13 protein-coding genes and 2 other annotated features (1 of these 15 cut by a window edge) are annotated in these 15283 nt (G+C 36.7%); of the genes, 11 read left to right on the plus strand and 2 right to left on the minus strand.

Annotated elements, in window-relative coordinates; all coding sequences use genetic code 11:
- Positions 1-163, plus strand: a binding site (T-box leader) (it extends 87 nt beyond the left edge of the window).
- Positions 164-219: 56 nt separating this feature from the next.
- Positions 220-469: a binding site (T-box leader), on the plus strand.
- A gap of 195 nt (positions 470-664) precedes the next feature.
- From J2S06_RS12730 to J2S06_RS12745, 4 genes are all read left to right on the plus strand, one after another.
- Positions 665-1735, plus strand: a complete 1071-nt coding sequence (locus tag J2S06_RS12730) for a branched-chain amino acid aminotransferase (RefSeq protein WP_419152539.1) — start codon at positions 665-667, stop codon at positions 1733-1735.
- Positions 1736-2056: 321 nt separating this feature from the next.
- Positions 2057-2857 (plus strand): HAD family hydrolase, encoded by an 801-nt coding sequence (locus J2S06_RS12735; protein WP_419152540.1) that lies wholly within the window; start codon positions 2057-2059, stop codon positions 2855-2857.
- 353 nt (positions 2858-3210) lie between these two features.
- Positions 3211-4398 (plus strand): beta-ketoacyl synthase N-terminal-like domain-containing protein, encoded by a 1188-nt coding sequence (locus tag J2S06_RS12740; protein ID WP_419152541.1) that lies wholly within the window; start codon positions 3211-3213, stop codon positions 4396-4398.
- A gap of 13 nt (positions 4399-4411) precedes the next feature.
- Positions 4412-6139, plus strand: coding sequence for an ATP-binding protein (locus tag J2S06_RS12745; protein ID WP_419152542.1), 1728 nt, complete (start codon positions 4412-4414; stop codon positions 6137-6139).
- Positions 6140-6224: 85 nt separating this feature from the next.
- Here J2S06_RS12745 and J2S06_RS12750 read toward each other — a convergent pair whose 3' ends face one another.
- Positions 6225-6545, minus strand: coding sequence for a thioredoxin family protein (locus tag J2S06_RS12750; RefSeq protein WP_419152543.1), 321 nt, complete (start codon positions 6543-6545; stop codon positions 6225-6227).
- Positions 6546-6750: 205 nt separating this feature from the next.
- On the opposite strand from J2S06_RS12750, the gene J2S06_RS12755 reads away from it, so the two are divergent.
- From J2S06_RS12755 to J2S06_RS12780, 6 genes are all read left to right on the plus strand, one after another.
- Positions 6751-7836, plus strand: a complete 1086-nt coding sequence (locus J2S06_RS12755; RefSeq protein WP_419152544.1) for a D-alanine--D-alanine ligase — start codon at positions 6751-6753, stop codon at positions 7834-7836.
- A gap of 73 nt (positions 7837-7909) precedes the next feature.
- Positions 7910-9274: a UDP-N-acetylmuramoyl-tripeptide--D-alanyl-D-alanine ligase gene (locus tag J2S06_RS12760; RefSeq protein WP_419152545.1), complete on the plus strand. Its 1365-nt coding sequence runs from the start codon at positions 7910-7912 to the stop codon at positions 9272-9274.
- 42 nt (positions 9275-9316) lie between these two features.
- On the plus strand, positions 9317-10024 hold the full coding sequence (locus tag J2S06_RS12765; RefSeq protein ID WP_044894183.1) for an alpha/beta hydrolase: 708 nt from the start codon (positions 9317-9319) through the stop codon (positions 10022-10024).
- Between the two features lie 227 nt (positions 10025-10251).
- Positions 10252-11694 (plus strand): DEAD/DEAH box helicase, encoded by a 1443-nt coding sequence (locus J2S06_RS12770; RefSeq protein WP_419152546.1) that lies wholly within the window; start codon positions 10252-10254, stop codon positions 11692-11694.
- 306 nt (positions 11695-12000) lie between these two features.
- Complete coding sequence (locus tag J2S06_RS12775) at positions 12001-12480, plus strand: PH domain-containing protein (protein ID WP_419152547.1); 480 nt, start codon at positions 12001-12003, stop codon at positions 12478-12480.
- Positions 12473-13912 carry a PH domain-containing protein gene (locus J2S06_RS12780; RefSeq protein ID WP_419152548.1) on the plus strand — a complete coding sequence of 480 codons (1440 nt, stop codon included), beginning with the start codon at positions 12473-12475 and terminating at the stop codon, positions 13910-13912. The genes J2S06_RS12775 and J2S06_RS12780 overlap by 8 nt, the downstream gene beginning before the upstream one ends.
- 83 nt (positions 13913-13995) lie before the next feature.
- On the opposite strand, the gene J2S06_RS12785 is transcribed toward J2S06_RS12780, so the two are convergent.
- Positions 13996-14706 carry a rhomboid family intramembrane serine protease gene (locus tag J2S06_RS12785; protein WP_083979214.1) on the minus strand — a complete coding sequence of 237 codons (711 nt, stop codon included), beginning with the start codon at positions 14704-14706 and terminating at the stop codon, positions 13996-13998.
- Positions 14707-14801: 95 nt separating this feature from the next.
- Between J2S06_RS12785 and acpS the strand changes: the two genes are divergently transcribed.
- On the plus strand, positions 14802-15164 hold the full coding sequence (gene acpS / locus J2S06_RS12790) for a holo-ACP synthase (RefSeq protein ID WP_044894186.1): 363 nt from the start codon (positions 14802-14804) through the stop codon (positions 15162-15164).
- Positions 15165-15283: the final 119 nt, after the last annotated feature.

Raw genomic sequence — 15283 nt, forward strand, 5'->3', positions numbered from 1 at the left:
TTCGAAGATCGCCTTGGAGCTTTGCTTTAGAAATGGCAGCTGGCCAAAGTATAAAGCAACGGGTCTTCCGTTAGCAAGAAAAGTCATGTATTGACTTACTGAGTCTGCTTTCTGTGAGGAAGGCAGAGAAGTTGAGTGGTACCGCGAGATACTCGCCTCAACAATCCAAAATAAATCACGTGGGTTGGGGGGCGAGTTTTTATATTTGACAAGTTCATAATAACAGCGAAGAAAAGGAGTAGTAGAAGAGAGCAATGACGAGAGAAGAGAGCTGTCTCCTAGGCTGAAAGGACAGCCGTCACTCTCTTTGAAAGTCACCTTGGAGCTTTGCTTTAGAAATGGCGGCCAGCCAAAGTATAGAGCAACGGATCTTCCGTTAGCAAGAAAAGTCATGTATTGACTTACTGAGTCTGTTTTCTGTGAGGAAAGCAGAGAAGCTGAGTGGTACCGCGAGATACTCGCCTCAGCAATCGATGTCCCCGTGTGGGCACATTCGATTGAGAGGCGATTTTTTTATCCTTTGGGGCCTCGAGGGTAAAAAGTGAAATTTTCCATGATTAAATTTTTTGAAATTTAGTAAGATAGCGATATTTTTGAGCTGGGGAAATATCGCCTTTCCATCTTTTTTGAGACCAGTAGAAAATAAATTAAAGAGGTGTTCACCATGAATCAAGTAATCGAGCTCATCCAAGCAGATGTTAAAAAACCTAAGCCAAAAGCTTCCGAATTAGGATTTGGGAAATATTTCACGGACCATATGTTTGTCTTGGATTATGAAAAAGAAAAAGGCTGGCACTCACCGCGTATCGCTCCGTATCAACCGTTAACGTTAGATCCATCTGCACTTGTCTTTCATTACGGTCAATCCGTTTTTGAGGGATTAAAAGCTTATCGGACAGAAGATGGTAGGGTTTTATTATTCCGACCAGAAAAAAACGTTCAGCGTTTAAATAATACTTGCAAACGGATGTGTATTCCTCCATTAGATGAGGAGCTTGTATTAGAAGGATTACAGCAGTTAATTGAGATTGAAAAGGATTGGGTGCCAGATCAAGAAGGGACATCCCTTTATATTCGACCATTTATTATTGCAACAGAACCTTATTTAGGTGTAAGACCATCCAACTCCTATAAGTTTTTAATTATCTTATCACCGGTTGGCGCCTATTACGCAGGACAATTATCACCTGTTAAAATTTATGTAGAAAATGATTATGTCCGTGCGATCAAAGGTGGAGTAGGACATGTTAAAACATCTGGAAACTATGCAGCAAGCCTTTTAGCGCAGAAAAAGGCCGAAGAATTAGGATACGACCAGGTTTTATGGTTAGATGGAAGAGAGAGAAAATATGTAGAAGAAGTTGGAAGTATGAATATTTTCTTCAAAATAAATGGCGAAGTTTTCACACCAAAATTAAACGGAAGCATTTTAAGTGGGATTACTAGAGATTCTGTTATCGAGTTGTTGAAAGATTGGGGAGTTACCGTTAGAGAAGAGAGAATAGCCATTGAGGATATTTATACAGCTTATACGAAAGGAGAATTGGAGGAAGTATTTGGAACAGGAACGGCTGCGGTCATTTCCCCTGTCGGTGAATTAAATTGGAACAATCATAAAATGATCGTCAATAATTTCGAAACGGGAGAATTTTCTTTAAAGCTTTATCATGCCATTACAAATATTCAATATGGTAAAGCACACGATAAATTTGGTTGGACGGTAGAAATTAAATAACCCTTTCATTTCATATGAACAATTTTCTTGGACTAAAAAGAACCTCTCGAAAGGATCGTGCTTCCTTTGAGAGGATTTTTTGTTGTTTAGGACGCTGTCCGTACGTCCAAACGAATTATAAATTTACAACTTGTGGACAACATTGTTCATAGTTGGTTTGCGTCTAGCTCCGGGTGTTAGCGGCATCAATTTTCCCATTTCTTCCGTACGGTCTGTCAGAGCTTTTGTTCTTTGTACAGGAATTCAGAATTTTTCATCACAATCCTTTTGTATATGGTAACATGGTTCTATAAGATGTTTGATTTAGAAAGGAGTACTTTCATGATTAAAGCAGTATTTTTTGATTTGGACGATACATTATTGTGGGATGAAAAAAGTGTGAGTGAAGCGTTTAATGCAACGTGTCTCATCGCAAAGGAAAAGTATGACGTAGATCCAAATGAGTTAGAAAAAGCAGTTCGACAAAAGGCAAAAGAGCTTTACGAATCTTACGAGACCTATCCATATGTCGCGATGATTGGCATTAATCCATTTGAAGCACTTTGGTCGAATTTTAGTGAACCGAAGGATGACAACTTAATGAAATTAAAGGAATTAGCTCCAAACTATCGAAAAGAGGCTTGGAAGAGAGGTCTCGAAGCAGTTGGGATTAATGATTCAGATTTAGCCATTCAATTATCTGAACAGTTTCCGATTGAGCGGAGAAAAAGACCTATTGTTTATGAGGAAACATTTAAGTTGTTAGATCAATTAAAGGAAAAATATGATTTATTATTATTAACAAATGGTGATCCGAGTTTGCAAAAAGAAAAAATTTCTAGTGTCCCTAGACTTTCATCCTACTTTTCACATATCATGATTTCAGGAGAATTTGGAAGAGGAAAGCCAGATCCTAGCATTTTCCGTCATGCTTTATCGTTAATGAATGTTCATGAGCATGAAGTAATCATGGTTGGAGATAAGTTAAGCACGGATATATTAGGGGCCGTTAAAACGAATATCAAATCGGTTTGGATTAATCGGAAGAAGTTAGAGCCATATATGGATGTTAAGCCAAGTTATGAAATCCATCACCTTGAAGAACTGGTCGATATTTTAGAAAAAGAACTAATAAATGGTTAGATGTAAAAAAACTATATCATTGTTGCAATAATACTATCGTTTTAAATGAGGGTTTAGCAAATAAGCTGGGGAATTCCCCCAGCTTAAGATCCGCTTTATTTTTTAGGCTCTTTTCTAAAAGATTGTTGCTTTACTATGCGATAGCTTTTCGACTGTCAGGCAAGCGATATGCTTGCTACACGCTAAAGCGTGACGTGAACCGAACAAAAGGAGATGGTCGGACAAACATAATTTATCCGACCACGTGCTTTGTTCGGATCATGGCCAGTCGAAAAGTACCAAAGCTTACGAAAACAGCCATTTTTTAAAAAGCGTTTTAATAAGCATTTTTTATCTAGGTGAGAGGGAAGTGTATGAATAATATTTGTGTAACAGGATACGGTATTATCACTCACAAAGTGGAAAACTCAATCGATTTTAAAAACGTTTTAGAAAAGGGCATCTGCTTATGGCAGAACTATCCACACCCGTATCAACATGAGATCCTAAAGGCAGCGGTCATTGAAAACGATTATGATACAGTTTCAGGTCAAAGGATTGCACGTTACCCTCGTGCTGCACGATTAGCAATAGCAGCTGCTCATGAGGCGTTAGAAATGGCAGATTTATTGGATGATCAAGTAAACCGAAAGAGAATTGGAGTTGTCATCGGTTCATCATGTGGGGTTATTTTTGAAATCGAGAAAACAATGAAAGAGACATTCAAAAGAGGATTACACCGTCTCCGACCAACAACCGTTGGTGCTTTAAACAATAATAGCATTACGACAGCCATTTCTTCATTCTTTCGCTTTCATGGTCCGAGTTTTACGATTTCGAATAGCTGCACATCAAGCATTGATGCTATTTTACTAGGAAAAATGCTAATTGAAACAGGTCAATTAGATTGTTGTATTGTCGGTGGGATAGATACAGCAGTTTGTGACATTGTAATGGGTGGATTTTTAAAGCTTAATCTATTATTAAAGGATTCGTCAAATGTCGAAAACAGTGGACCGTTTGGGGAAAGCAATCAATTTGTTTTATCTGAAGGTGCAGGAATTCTTTTGTTAGAAAGTCAAGAGCATGCCATGAAGCGTGGTGCTAAAATTTTTGGATATGTCGAAAGGGGGGCCATGTCCCAAGATGCTGTCTCTATATTTCATTCTGATCAAAGTGGAAATCATATGATATCCATTGTAGAAAAAGTGGTTGGGGATCAACCCATCACATATATTAATAGTCAAGCGTTAGGATTAAAAGAAAATGATCAGATTGAAGAATACGTTTATAAGAAAATTTTTGACCCTAATGTACTGATTACATCAATTAAAGGCATGATCGGCCATGCCCTTGGAGCATCGGGTGTTTTGCAATGTATTTCAGCACTATTAAGTTTTCAGTACGGATTTATTCCTCCAACAATACATACAAAAAAATCTAAAACAAAAGACTTTCCTATCGTAGCCTCTACTATATATCGACAAGTAGATCGTGTATTGATCACGTCACATGGTTATGGAGGCAATAATTCCTGTTTATTATTATCTAGGAATATGTGACGGGAGGCCGATTATGTATTTTTTGATGCTGTTATCCATGTCATTCATACCTTTAGTATTATTTATATTTATCTATGTGAATAAAAAATTGAGAATGTCAAAACCGTTAGCTATTTTTCTACTTTTATTATTTTTATGGAATGTTGACGTTGTTGTGTTATTTGGTCAAAACATTTTCGATAAGCAGATGATTTTACGGCTCTTTCAAATTTTTCGTATAGGATCCATTATGTTAATGCCTTTGATGTACTACTTTAACTTATCGATAATAAAGAACTTAGATGAACGGCAATTTAAGTTGAAGTTTTTGATTAATCAAAAACTTTTTATGATTTTTCTCCTTTATAGCTTTGCTGTTTATATCATTAATTTTACAGAGTATGGTGTTGGTGGGTTGCAATTAATAAAAAGTACAGCCTTTTTCCCGGAATATTATTATCCTATTTATGGACGGTTGCATATTCTTTATTACATAAATGTCATTATAGGATTTATCAACACTTTTTTATTACTTTTTTTAACGACAAAATTAAAAAAAAATTACTATCGAACGCTCTGCATTTATATTGTGTTATCTTCCTTATTAGTGTTTATAAATGGGGTCTTAACCGGGTTTAATATTTTACCACTCCCGATTTCAATCTTAAATGCTGTATTTGTGACGATCGTCATTTTTAGTGCTTATTTTTATATTCAAAACCAAATGATTCAAAAAATGAATAACGAATTGTTAGATCAGAAAAATTTCCTGCAAACCATTATTGACGCCAATCCGAATTATATATATGTGAAAGATATTTATGGCAACTATATTATTGTGAACAAAGCATACGCATTGGATTTTGGCAGCAAAATAGATGCTCCTATTATCAATTATTTAACACAACGAAACATGAATATGAAAAAAATGAAAACATACGAAAAATGTGTAAAAGATCGTCAAGGGATGGATCGATATTTTGAAGTTACTGAAATCCCGTTTTTTACGAGCAAGGAAGAGCAATATATTTTATATATCGAAAATGACATTACACAACGATTAAAGGAAGAGGAATTTATTCGGAAATCGGAAAAACTAAGTGTCGTTGGCGAACTAGCTGCAGGAGTTGCCCACGAAATTAGAAATCCCCTTACCTCATTAAAAGGATTCATTCAGTTGGTCAAAAGTGATGATAACGATCTTGATAAAAAGAACTTTTATTTGGATATAATGTCAAACGAATTAGACCGTATTAATGAAGTGATTAATGAATTGTTATTGCTTTCGAAACCGCAAGCAGATGTTTTGAAAAAAATCGATATCTTGAAAATTTTAAAGGATGTAAAAATTCTTTTAGACACAACGGCTGTCGCACAAAATATAAACATTCACATTCAATCTGAAACAGACATCCCCACAATTGAAGGCGCAGGAAATCAAATTAAACAAGTATTAATAAATATTGTCAAAAATGCAGTGGAGGCCTTGCCGAATGGTGGACAAATTGATATTTCCGTGAAACGCCTAAGGGAGCCAAAAATAAAAATTGAGGTGGCTGATAATGGAGTTGGGATTCCTGAAGAACGAATAAAAAAAATGGGGGAGCCATTTTATACAACAAAGGAAAAAGGGACAGGTCTTGGTTTAACTGTATGCGCCCGTATTGTAAAGCGACACAATGGAGAGCTCCATTTTGAAAGTGAGCTTGGAAAGGGTACAAAAGTGCATATCATTTTACCTATTCAGCAACAAAGGACGTAAATGGTTATGAAAGTACTTTCGGTATTCGTAAAAAGCTTGTCGCCATTTTGTCGACAAGCTTTTTATAAATTGAATTTTCTAGGCGCTAGCCGAGGTGTTCCTTTAAAAAGCCCCTTACTTCCTCAGGTGTTTTCGCATTGGCGCTATGAAGATGAGCTGTTTTTTCACCGTTTTTAAAGATTAAAATGCTTGGGATTCCCATCACTTGATATTTTTCTGCGAGCTCAGGAAATTCATCACGGTTGATTTCAAACCATTCATATTGGCTATATTCCTCAAGAATATCACCGATAAACATATTCATTCGAGTACAATCTGGACACCAATTTGCGTAAAATTTAATGAGAATTTCTTTTTCACTCGAGATCAATTGTTCGAATTGTTCCACTGACGTAATTGCTTTCATCATACAAACCTCCTTATTCTATACATATTGTAATACATTTTTCTGCTTACGTGAAAAATCTTGTCATATATGAATTTTAAATGGAATGTTATAAAAGGAACAGATAACAAAACAAACTTGAAAATGATACAATAATACAGAAAATGAAATTATGCAAGTGATTAGATTTAAACTGTGCAGCCTTTTATATTAGGGAGGAAAAAGAATGAAAGTAAAATTAGGGCTTGTTTATGGGGGAAAATCTGCAGAACATAAAGTATCATTGCAAACGGCGCTTGCTGTTATTAAGGCTCTTGATACAAGTAAATTTGATATACATCCTATTTATATTACCGAACAAGGGCGATGGATTCGTGGAAAGCAATTATCTGAACCGGTTGAAGATGTCAGAACGCTTCAGCTTCAAGAAGCTGGTGAAACCATTTCTCCAGTAGCATTAAATCAGCAATTATTCCCTAATTCCAAACGTGAACATGGGGAGTCGATTGATGTCATATTTCCGTTATTACACGGTCCGAACGGCGAAGACGGGACCATTCAAGGAATGCTTGAATTGTTAAACATTCCTTATGTTGGTAATGGTGTTTTAGCTTCTGCAGCGGGAATGGATAAAGTGATTATGAAAAACCTTTTCGCACAAGCGGGCTTGGAACAGGCAAAATATGTATGGTTGATTCGCAGTGAATGGGAAAAGAATCCTGAAGCAGCTTATCAAAAAGTGGAAGATGTGTTAGGCTATCCATGCTTTGTAAAACCAGCGAATTTAGGATCCAGCGTTGGAATTAATAAAGCTAAAGATCGTCAATCACTGATTAAAGCAGTTGTAGAAGCCTTTGAATTTGATCGTAAAATTGTTATCGAGGAAGCCGTTTCTGGGCGTGAGGTGGAAATAGGCATCATCGGTAATGATGAACCAGTCTGTTCAGTAGTTGGAGAAATTGTTCCGAAAAAAGAGTTTTATGATTATAAGGCGAAATATGAAGATGGGGACACGGAGTTAGTGATTCCGGCAGACATTACGGAAGACGAATATAAAAAGATAAAAGAAATGGCAATGAAAGCCTTTAAAGCCATTGATGGATCAGGTCTTGTTCGGGCTGATTTCTTTTTAAAGGAGGATGGCACGCCTTTCATTAACGAGGTAAATACAATGCCTGGATTTACTCCATTTAGTATGTTCCCTCTATTATGGAAGCATAGTGGGATCGAATATTCTGAACTAATTGAGAAGCTTGTTCAGCTTGGCCTCGAACGACATCAAGAAAAACAGCAAATCAAACATACGCTTTAATATTTATATAGAAACACTATTCCTAAGAAGGAGGGTAGTGTTTCTTCATCGTTTTGAAAGGAGAAGCAATGATATGATTAAACGGATGTTTTCTTCCATTCAGCATATGGTGGCTGGAACTAGTCATATGGATGCGGACATTGAAATTAAGGGAGTTACGACCGATTCACGAAACGTTGCAAAGGGCAACCTGTTTATCCCACTTATTGGTGAAAAATTCAATGGCCATGAATTTGTGGAAAAAGCGTTTGCGAATGGTGCAGCAGCAGCTTTATGGGCAAAAGGTGAACCTAATCCTCCTAAAGGTAAACCAATTATTTTCGTAGAGGACACGCTTGTTGCCTTGCAAAAGCTTGCCGAAAGTTATTTGCGTGAAGTCAATCCAAAGGTAGTTGCCATCACTGGGAGCAACGGCAAAACGACCACGAAGGACCTAGTGGACTCTGTCCTATCAACAACGTATCACGTACATAAAACAGAGGGTAACTTCAATAATCATATCGGTCTCCCTCTTACGGTTTTAAATATGCCGCCACATACGGAAGCAGCTGTTTTAGAGATGGGGATGAGCGGAAGAGGAGAAATTGAGCTTTTATCGCAAATAGCCAAGCCAGATATTGCGGTTATTACAAACATTGGTGAAGCTCATTTAATGGACTTAGGATCGCGGGAAGCGATTGCAGAAGCAAAGCTTGAAATTGTAAGAGGGCTAAAGGAAGATGGGGTCTTTATTTATCACGGTGATGAAGAGCTTTTACGAAATAAAATTCATTCTTTTTATACGAAAACATTTGGTGAGTCCAAGCAAAATGACATATACCCAATATCCATTACGCAAACTGAAAACGGCACAGAATTTGTTTGCAATGGCTTTAAAAACCAAAAATTTTTCATTCCAATATTAGGACGTCATAATGTGATGAATGCATTGGTAGCCGTGTTAGCAGGACAATTATTGAACGTAGCTCCAGAGAACATCGAAAAAGGGTTAAAAAATGTTGAGATGAGCAGCATGAGACTCGAAATGGTCAAGGCTGACAGCGGTTTGACCATCATTAATGATGCTTACAATGCTAGTCCTACTTCGATGAAGGCAGCTATTCAGCTAGTACGGGACATGACAGGATTTAGCCAAAAGATCCTTGTGCTTGGAGATATGCTAGAGTTAGGTGAACAGGAAATATCATTTCATATAGAGGTTGGAAAAACGTTAGAGGATGCTGGGATTGATCATTTATTTACGTATGGTGAGCTAGGGAAAGAAATTGCCAATGGTGCTAAAGATTTTATGGATGAAAGCCGCATTCATGTGTTTTTAGATAAGCAAAAATTAATTGAAACATTGAGAAAGATGGTAACACCGAATGATCTTGTTCTTGTAAAGGCTTCACGAGGAATGAAATTAGAGGAAGTAGTCCATGCTTTAGCTAAAGGCTAATTCTAATATGGAAAGAGACGAAAAGCAAGGGGGTTATTCCTCATGAGTGGTTGCTTATGTATTCATGGCTTTACAGGAGCTCCGTATGAGGTGGAGCCGCTTGCAGAATATTTGCGGCATCAAACTAATTGGGATATTCGTGTTCCGACTTTACCAGGACATGGTGAAATTTTATCGCTTTCTGGAGTTCGCTACGAGGAATGGATTGAGTATGCGGAACAGGAGCTTCAACGTTTAATGAAAACTTCTAACGACATTTATGTGATCGGTTTTTCGATGGGAGGTCTAATTGCTAGTTATTTAGCGGCAAATTATCCGATAAAAAAGCTTGTGTTATTAAGTGCTGCCATCTATTATGTCAATCCTGCACAAATGCTTGCAGATATAAAAGAGATGATTCGGGATGGAGTAAAAGGAAATTTAAAAGAAAACGAACTATTTCAAAGATATAAAAAGAAAATGACAGAAACACCTATACGGGCCACTTTTCAATTTCGTAAACTAGTTCGTTTCGTTAAGCCGTTTTTGAAAGATATCAAAGTGCCTACCTTAATTGTACAGGGAGAGTTAGACGGAATAGTCCCGGTAAAAAGCGCTCACTACTTATACAATGTCATTGGCTCATCTCACAAAGAGCTTTTATTTTTGCCAAATTCCAAGCATCACATTTGTCATGGCGATGATTTTGCGGTGTTAGCAGAACGAGTGGAAAAATTTTTGCGTAAACAAAAGATTGAGAATTTAGTTTAATGTCTAATAAAGAAAGTTGAAAAGGTATCTCAAAAATGGTATGATTACACCTAAAGTGTACAAATTTTGGAATTAACCATTTGCCCTAAAAAAGGGCTTTTCTTTTTATCATAACTGAAGGTGATGATCCATAAATCATTTATCATATGTTCATAAAAACAGATCGGGAAACCTCAATTTGTACGTATTTGATACAATTTTTACGCATAAAAAGGAGATTGAAAAAATTGACAACATCGTTTCAACAATTTGGATTAAGTCACGATTTACTAAAATCCATAAAAAAAATGGGCTTTGAAGAGGCGACACCTATTCAAGCGCAAACAATTCCTCTAGGGCTTCAGCATAAGGATGTGATTGGTCAAGCACAGACGGGAACTGGAAAAACGGCTGCATTCGGCATTCCGTTAATTGAGAAAGTTGATGTTTCGAATGCTTTTATTCAAGCAATTGTCGTGGCACCTACAAGAGAATTAGCCATTCAAGTTTCTGAGGAGCTATACAAAATTGGTTATCATAAACGAATAAGAGTATTATCTGTTTACGGTGGACAAGATATTAATCGGCAAATTCGCGCCTTAAAAAAACGTCCTCATATTATTGTCGGTACACCAGGAAGATTAATAGATCATATTAAACGAAAAACCGTACGATTAGAATATGTTCAAACCGTTGTTTTAGATGAAGCAGATGAAATGTTAAACATGGGCTTTATTGAAGATATTGAAGAAATTCTTTCCCATGTTCCTTCATCTCGACAAACGCTGCTCTTTTCGGCAACAATGCCTGCACCAATTAAAGCGATTGCGGAAAAATTTATGAACGATCCTGAACATGTCAAAATAAAAGCAAAAGAAGTAACAGTTCCGAATATCCAACAATATTATTTAGAAATTCCTGAAAAGAAGAAGTTTGATGTACTGACAAGATTGCTTGATTTACAATCACCGGATTTAGCCATTGTGTTTGGGAGAACGAAGAGAAGAGTGGATGAGCTTTCTGAAGCCTTAAATTTACGTGGGTATTCAGCGGAAGGAATTCACGGTGATTTAAGTCAGGCAAGGCGTTTATCCGTTTTGAAAAAATTTAAAGAAGGTACAATTGACGTATTAGTCGCAACGGATGTTGCGGCTCGTGGACTCGACATTTCAGGCGTAACTCATGTCTACAACTTTGATGTGCCGCAGGATCCAGAAAGCTACGTTCACCGAATTGGAAGAACGGGTAGAGCAGGAAAAAATGGGATGGCGATAACGTTTATTACTCCAAGGGAAATTGGGATTTTAGATAATATAGAAAAAACAACGAAACGAAAAATGGATAAAATGAGACCTCCAACACTCAATGAAGCGTTAGAAGGTCAACAAAAGATTACCATTGAAAAGATTCGCTCCATTGTCGAAAATGAAAACTTGACCATTTATAAAAAAGCGGCTGAGGAGCTTTTAGAGCAATATGATTCGGTAACGGTTCTAGCCGCAGCAGTTAAAATGATGACAAAAGAGCCTGATACAACTCCTGTGACACTAACTGAAGAACCGCCCCTACCTATGAAAAAAGAAAAGAAACGTTCGAAGCTTAAAAGAGACTTTAAAGGAAAGGAGAACAAGAAAAAACGTCAATCAGCTCGATCAAGGGGAAATCATCCTATTTCAGCCAAATCAAGATGAAAAATATGAGACATGCGGGTAGCCCCGCATGTTTTTTATTTCAGTTGATAAAATTTCACACTTGTTGATCACTTGAATCTTTAGAAATCAGTCTAGATTCCGGACGGCTCTTAGTTACAAGCTAGAGCCATGGCGGCGATATTGCATGCCCGCTAAAGCATACGGGTTAATGTTAGTTGAAAGTGGAGAGACTGGAGCTTTTGTTCAAATGATAAATTGTCGGTATTCCATAATGGATTTTTTTCATATATAGTAGTAGTTGGGATATTTACAATTTTTGTATAAATAAGTAGGGGGAGAAAACGATTGAGAAAAGAACCGGATAACCGACTAAGTCCTAAAGCATTAACTGTTTGGCGAATAAATGCGAGTATTATTGGTCTTTTTTTATTGATTTTTATAATGGGTTTAACTGGCCTAGTTATTATATTTGCTTGGCCAAAATGGATCTTGCTAATATTTGGTGCTGTTCTCGTGTTATATATTGTGGTGGGAATTATTTATATTCCAAAAATTCGGATGAAAGTGTGGAGATATGAAGTACATGAACATGAAATCGAATTGCAAAACGGTGTTTTTGTCATTAAACGTGTTCTCATACCAATGGTTCGAGTTCAACATGTTGATACAACACAAGGTCCAATATTACGGAAATATAAGCTTGCAACTGTGACGATTTCAACGGCAGCGACGACACACGAAATTCCAGCATTACAATTGGAAGAAGCGGATCAACTACGTGATTACATTTCAAAGCTGGCAAGGGAGGCGAAAGAAGATGTCTGAAGCTCGTCGTCTTCACCCTGTTAGCGCCTTAATACGTTTAGTGAAATGGCTGAAAGAAATGATTGCTATATATGTTTTAATTATCATTGGATCTCCGGATCATCGTTTATATGGGATAGTAGCCATTTGCGCCATTTCATTGTTCATCATTATATCAAGCATTCTTTATTGGTTAAAATATACATATAGAATTGAAGACAATGAATTTCGAGTTGAATACGGCGTTTTTATTAAAAAAAAGAGATATGTGCCAATTGAGCGAATCCAAACTATAAATATTAGTACAGGAATTATTCAGCGCCTCTTCGGACTTGTTAAACTTCAAATTGAGACGGCAGGTGGTGCATTTGAGGCAGAAGTGGAACTATCAGCTATTCGAAAAAGCGAAGCTGAACGTATTCAACAAATTTTACATGAGAAGAAGAAATGGTTAAGAGAAGAGAAAGAGGAAGGCGAGCTGGGGCTAGAGGAGCGTGTTTTGTCAAAAGAATCGATTTATCATATAAGTCCAAAAGAGCTGTTCATAACGGCAGCAACGTCTAGTGGATTAGGAGTAATATTATCCATTTTCGCCTTTTTATCGCAGTTCGATGAGTTATTTTCATTGGACTCGATTTTTAATCTAGTGATTGAAAAAGTAGAAATTTTAACAAAGGAAGGGATCGGTGCCATCATATTTGTTATTGTCCTGCTTTTAATAGCTGCTTGGATCCTGAGTATGATTGGTGCTGTATTAAAATATGGCAACTTTACGGTTGAAATGCACGATGGGCAATTAATCATCTCAAGAGGATTATTAGAAAAACGGCAAGTAACCGTCTCTCTTGAACGGATTCAAGCTGTCAGAATAGTTGAAAACCCATTAAGACAATTTTTAGGGTATGCGACTGTTCACATTGATACAGCAGGAAGTTCAGAAGCCGCATCATTACTATTTCCGCTTATTAAAAAGCGGGATATGAAAGAAAAGATAGAAAGTATTATGGATGTTACGATCCAAGAACAGCTTCATAAGCTGCCAAAACGAGCATTGAGAAGATTTTGGTTGAAAGATCTATTGGTTGTGATGATTGTCATCATACCACTATGTATTTTCTTTAGACCGTGGGGATATGCTTCGTTATTGTTAATGCCAGCAGTTGTAGTATTAGGCTATTATCAGTTTCGAGATGCTGGATGGAAAATTATTGAAAATGAACTTACGCTTGCCTATCGTATTTTGGCGAAGACGACGGTGATGATGAAGAAAAAGCGTATCCAATCGCTTAAAGTTCATGGCTCTTATTTTCAAAGAAATTTAAACTTAAGAACACTGATTAGTTATGTTCATTCCGGTGTAGGACTTGGTCGATATGCGGTTGTAGATATTGATGTGAAAGACGCAAAAAAAATATACAATTGGCTTTCAAAACGAGATGGAGATATTTCTTAAGAAAAAGGATAAGCATTTTAGTTAGGGTTGGTGGGTTAAAAATAAAGCATCACCTTTCATCGATCGTGATCGGAATCACAGTTTTAGAATAAAATCAGCAAGACGATAAGGGCGAGAATAACGATGAAAAAACCTAAAAACTCCTTTCGATAAAAAATGGTTTTCAAGCCTTTTTGCGGTGTTTCATAAAACGAATAATGATGGAAATGCACCTTCTTTTTTATAAGAATTGGGGCAATCAAAAAACCGATCAATAAACCCGATAAATGAGCGACAACATTTGTATTTGAACTGAATAATGTCGTGATGATTCCAATGGCAATGATCGTTAAAATGAGCTGTACATTTCTTTTATCCATTTGTTCTTTGCGATACAGAGCCATAAAAACATATATTCCAAATAGCCCAAAAATTGCACCCGATGCTCCTACATGAACGTAGTTTTCTGGCTCTAAAACAAAAGTGGCGATATTGGCGAAAATGCCACAGACGAAATAAACGATCGTAAATTTCCATGATGTTAATATTCGTTCAAGTGGTGGTGCGAAAAGAATAAAGGAAATCGTATTAAAAAAAAGATGGGAAAAATTTGTGTGTAGGAAAATAGGAGTTAATAAACGCCACCACTCGCCTGCTTGAATCCCAGCATTGTAACCGCTTAGGAAGGCAAATAGCAAGGTGAAAAATGGATGAGGAATTTGTAAAAGGAACCATATGAACACTTGAATGAAACAGATCATCGAAACGACTGGATATAAATAAAATGGTTGAAAGTTTTCATTTCTTGTCAACATATGAATACCCCTGCCTTGACGAAAATTTATCTATTATCATTTGTATGTTACCTTCAATTAAATAGTACTAGCTTACTTGAAATGGGTGGAATGAAATGATTACTGGGATTGGTTTAGATATCGTAGAACTAAATCGAATTGGAAATATTGTCAAACGTAATCCGAAGTTTATCGATCGTATATTAACAGCTGGGGAAAAAGAACGTTTTGTTCAGCTATCAGCGAAACGAAGACTTGAGTTTCTTGCTGGAAGGTTTGCGGCAAAGGAAGCATTTAGTAAAGCGATTGGAACAGGGATTGGGAAAAAATTAAGCTTTCTGGATATCGAGATTTTAAATGATGAGAAAGGAAAGCCTGTTCTAATTCAAGAAAAAATCAAGGATAAGGTTCATGTAACCATTACCCATAGTCAACAATTTGCAGTGGCGCAAGTAATTGTTGAACGGATTGAAAGCTAGTCTGCATAAACCTATATTTTGTCTCATATATTTGATTGTGATAAGGGAGACAAGTCAGCATGGCATTTTCGATCTCTTATTGAAAGGGCCCTTAAGCATGTAGAAAGGAGAAAATGCGT

Source organism: Bacillus alveayuensis, from assembly GCA_030812955.1.
In the GTDB taxonomy this organism is placed as follows: domain Bacteria; phylum Bacillota; class Bacilli; order Bacillales; family Aeribacillaceae; genus Bacillus_CB; species Bacillus_CB alveayuensis.

What these genes read in the sequence shown, in the direction of transcription:
- J2S06_RS12730 (WP_419152539.1), top strand. Translation starts at nt 665, where the DNA reads ATGAATCAAGTAATCGAGCTCATCCAAGCAGATGTTAAAAAACCTAAG.
- acpS (WP_044894186.1), top strand. Translation starts at nt 14,802, where the DNA reads ATGATTACTGGGATTGGTTTAGATATCGTAGAACTAAATCGAATTGGA.
- J2S06_RS12785 (WP_083979214.1), bottom strand. Translation starts at nt 14,706, where the DNA reads ATGTTGACAAGAAATGAAAACTTTCAACCATTTTATTTATATCCAGTC.
- J2S06_RS12765 (WP_044894183.1), top strand. Translation starts at nt 9,317, where the DNA reads ATGAGTGGTTGCTTATGTATTCATGGCTTTACAGGAGCTCCGTATGAG.
- J2S06_RS12750 (WP_419152543.1), bottom strand. Translation starts at nt 6,545, where the DNA reads ATGAAAGCAATTACGTCAGTGGAACAATTCGAACAATTGATCTCGAGT.
- J2S06_RS12780 (WP_419152548.1), top strand. Translation starts at nt 12,473, where the DNA reads ATGTCTGAAGCTCGTCGTCTTCACCCTGTTAGCGCCTTAATACGTTTA.
- J2S06_RS12760 (WP_419152545.1), top strand. Translation starts at nt 7,910, where the DNA reads ATGATTAAACGGATGTTTTCTTCCATTCAGCATATGGTGGCTGGAACT.
- J2S06_RS12755 (WP_419152544.1), top strand. Translation starts at nt 6,751, where the DNA reads ATGAAAGTAAAATTAGGGCTTGTTTATGGGGGAAAATCTGCAGAACAT.
- J2S06_RS12740 (WP_419152541.1), top strand. Translation starts at nt 3,211, where the DNA reads ATGAATAATATTTGTGTAACAGGATACGGTATTATCACTCACAAAGTG.
- J2S06_RS12735 (WP_419152540.1), top strand. Translation starts at nt 2,057, where the DNA reads ATGATTAAAGCAGTATTTTTTGATTTGGACGATACATTATTGTGGGAT.
- J2S06_RS12745 (WP_419152542.1), top strand. Translation starts at nt 4,412, where the DNA reads ATGTATTTTTTGATGCTGTTATCCATGTCATTCATACCTTTAGTATTA.